This is a genomic window from Cellulomonas sp. EB106-03-03-XG116 (genome assembly GCF_058792015.1).
Map to the genome: position 1 here is coordinate 1 of NZ_JBYTEP010000117.1, position 2,746 is coordinate 2,746.

Here is a 2,746-nt window from a genome sequence, read left to right on the forward strand (position 1 = left end):
GGCCGGTCCACCCCGGACGGGTGCGACCGGCCCCGGCGCGGGGCGGTACCGTGGAGGCCATGCTCCCCGCCACCCCGTCGCGTCCCTTCGGCGCGGTGCTCACCGCGATGGTGACGCCCATGCGGGAGGACGGCTCGGTCGACCTCGACGCCGCCGTCTCCCTCGCCACGCACCTCGTGGACCACGGGCACGACGGCCTGGTGCTCAACGGCACCACCGGGGAGTCGCCCACCACGCACGCGCCCGAGAAGGCCGAGCTGGTGCGGGCCGTCGTCGCCGCCGTGGGGGACCGGGCGACCGTCGTCGCCGGCGCCGGCTCGAACGACACGCTGCACGCCGTCCGGATGGCCGAGCAGGCCGCCGAGGCCGGCGCGGACGGCCTGCTGGTCGTCGCGCCCTACTACTCCCGCCCGTCGCAGCCCGGCCTGGTCGCGCACGTGACCGCCGTGGCGGACGCGACGCCGCTGCCCGTCATGCTCTACGACGTGCCCGGCCGCACCGGCGTCCGGTTCGCGCACGAGACCCTGGTCGAGCTCGCGCGGCACGACCGCGTCGTCGCCATGAAGGACGCCACCGGCGACCTGTACGGCGCCGCGAAGGCCGCCGCGGCGACCGGGCTCGCCTGGTACTCCGGCGACGACTCGCTCTACCTGCCGTTCCTGGCGCACGGCGCCGCCGGCATCGTCAGCGTGGTCGGCCACGTCGCCGGCCCGCAGCTCGCCGCGCTCACCGCGGCCCACGACGCGGGCGACCACGCCCGCGCGCTCGAGATCTTCCTGTCGATCGCACCGGCGATCGACGCGCTCAACGGCCGGGGTTTCCAGGCGGTCGCGGCCAAGGCCGCCGTCTGGTCCCTCGGTCTGGTCCCGTCCCGACACCTGCGGCTGCCCAACGTCGCCGCGTCGGACGAGGACGTCGAGGCGGTGCGCGCGGGCCTTGCTGCCGCGGGCATCGCCGGCGTCCTGTCCGCCTGAACCAGGAGAAGCATGTCCCACCCGCACCCCGACCTCGCCCTGCCGCCCGCCCTGCCCGAGGGGGGGCTGCGCATCGTGGCCCTCGGCGGCCTCGGCGAGGTCGGCCGCAACATGGCCGTCCTCGAGTACGGCGGCCGCCTGCTCATCATCGACTGCGGCGTCCTGTTCCCCGAGGACCACCAGCCCGGCGTCGACCTGATCCTCCCGGACTTCGGCTACATCGCCGACCGCATGGACGACGTCGACGGCATCGTGCTCACCCACGGGCACGAGGACCACATCGGCGCCGTGCCGTACCTGCTGCGCCTGCGCCAGGACATCCCGCTGATCGGCTCGCAGCTGACCCTCGCGTTCGTCGAGGCCAAGCTCAAGGAGCACCGGATCACCCCGCTGACCCACGCGGTCAAGGAGGGCCAGACCGAGCAGATCGGCGCGTTCTCCTGCGAGTTCGTCGCGGTCAACCACTCGATCCCGGACGCGCTGGCCGTCGCCGTCACCACCGGCGCCGGCACCGTGCTGCACACCGGCGACTTCAAGATGGACCAGCTCCCGCTGGACGGCCGGATCACCGACCTGCGCGCGTTCGCGCGGCTGGGGGAGAAGGGCGTCGACCTGTTCATGGTCGACTCCACCAACGCCGAGGTGCCGGGCTTCGTCAGCCCCGAGCGCGAGATCGGCCCGGTGCTGGACAACGTGTTCGCCACCTCCGCGCGCAAGATCGTCGTCGCGTCGTTCTCCTCGCACGTGCACCGCGTGCAGCAGGTCCTCGACGCCGCCGCCGCGCACGAGCGCAAGGTCGCCCTGGTCGGCCGCTCGATGATCCGGAACATGACGATCGCCGCCGAGCTCGGCTACCTCAAGGTGCCGGACGGCGTGCTGGTCGACGCCAAGCGCCTCGACGACGTGCGGGACGACGAGCTCGTGCTCATGTGCACCGGCTCCCAGGGCGAGCCCATGGCCGCGCTGTCCCGGATCGCCAACAACGACCACAAGATCTCGGTCGGCCCCGGCGACACCGTCATCCTCGCCTCGTCGCTGATCCCCGGGAACGAGAACGCGGTGTACCGCGTCATCAACGGCCTGACCCGGCTCGGGGCGCGCGTCGTGCACGGCGGCAACGCCAAGGTGCACGTCTCCGGCCACGCCAGCGCCGGCGAGCTCCTGTACTGCTACAACATCCTCAAGCCGCGCAACGTCATGCCGGTGCACGGCGAGGTCCGGCACCTGGTCGCGAACGGCGCGCTGGCGGTGAAGTCCGGCGTCCCGGCCGACCGCGTGGTGCTCGCCGAGGACGGCGTGGTCGTGGACCTGGTCGACGGCCGGGCGTCCGTCGTGGGCGCGGTGCCCTGCGGGTACGTGTTCGTCGACGGCTCGTCGGTCGGCGGCATCACCGAGGCCGACCTCAAGGACCGCCGCATCCTCGGCGACGAGGGCTTCATCTCGATCTTCGCCGTCATCAGCTCGACCGACGGCAAGGTGCTCGGCAAGCCGCAGATCCTCGCCCGCGGCGTGGCCGAGGACGACAAGGTGTTCGACGCGATCCTGCCGGACGTCACCGCGGCCCTCGAGGACGCGTCGCGCGGCGGGGCGGTCGACACCCAGCAGCTGCAGCAGGTCGTGCGGCGCGTGGTCGGGCGCTGGGCGTCCAACCGCCTCCGCCGCCGGCCGATGATCATCCCGGTGGTCGTCGAGGCCTGACGGCTCCGACCGACCCCGGCCCGCCGACGGCCCGGGCGCGCGACCCCACGGGTGCGCGCCTGTCTCTTCTGCAC

At 73.5% G+C, this 2,746-nt stretch carries 2 protein-coding genes; both read left to right on the plus strand.

Annotated features, from left to right (window positions below; all coding sequences use genetic code 11):
* Positions 1-59 precede the first annotated feature (59 nt).
* Positions 60-974, plus strand: coding sequence for a 4-hydroxy-tetrahydrodipicolinate synthase (dapA, locus tag AC3WUG_RS19550; RefSeq protein ID WP_492329193.1), 915 nt, complete (start codon positions 60-62; stop codon positions 972-974).
* Between the two features lie 12 nt (positions 975-986).
* Positions 987-2,672: a ribonuclease J gene (locus AC3WUG_RS19555; RefSeq protein WP_492329194.1), complete on the plus strand. Its 1,686-nt coding sequence runs from the start codon at positions 987-989 to the stop codon at positions 2,670-2,672.
* The last annotated feature ends 74 nt before the right edge of the window (positions 2,673-2,746 follow it).

Coding starts and splice junctions, on each gene's coding strand:
- dapA (WP_492329193.1), top strand. CDS start 60: ATGCTCCCCGCCACCCCGTCGCGTCCCTTCGGCGCGGTGCTCACCGCG.
- AC3WUG_RS19555 (WP_492329194.1), top strand. CDS start 987: ATGTCCCACCCGCACCCCGACCTCGCCCTGCCGCCCGCCCTGCCCGAG.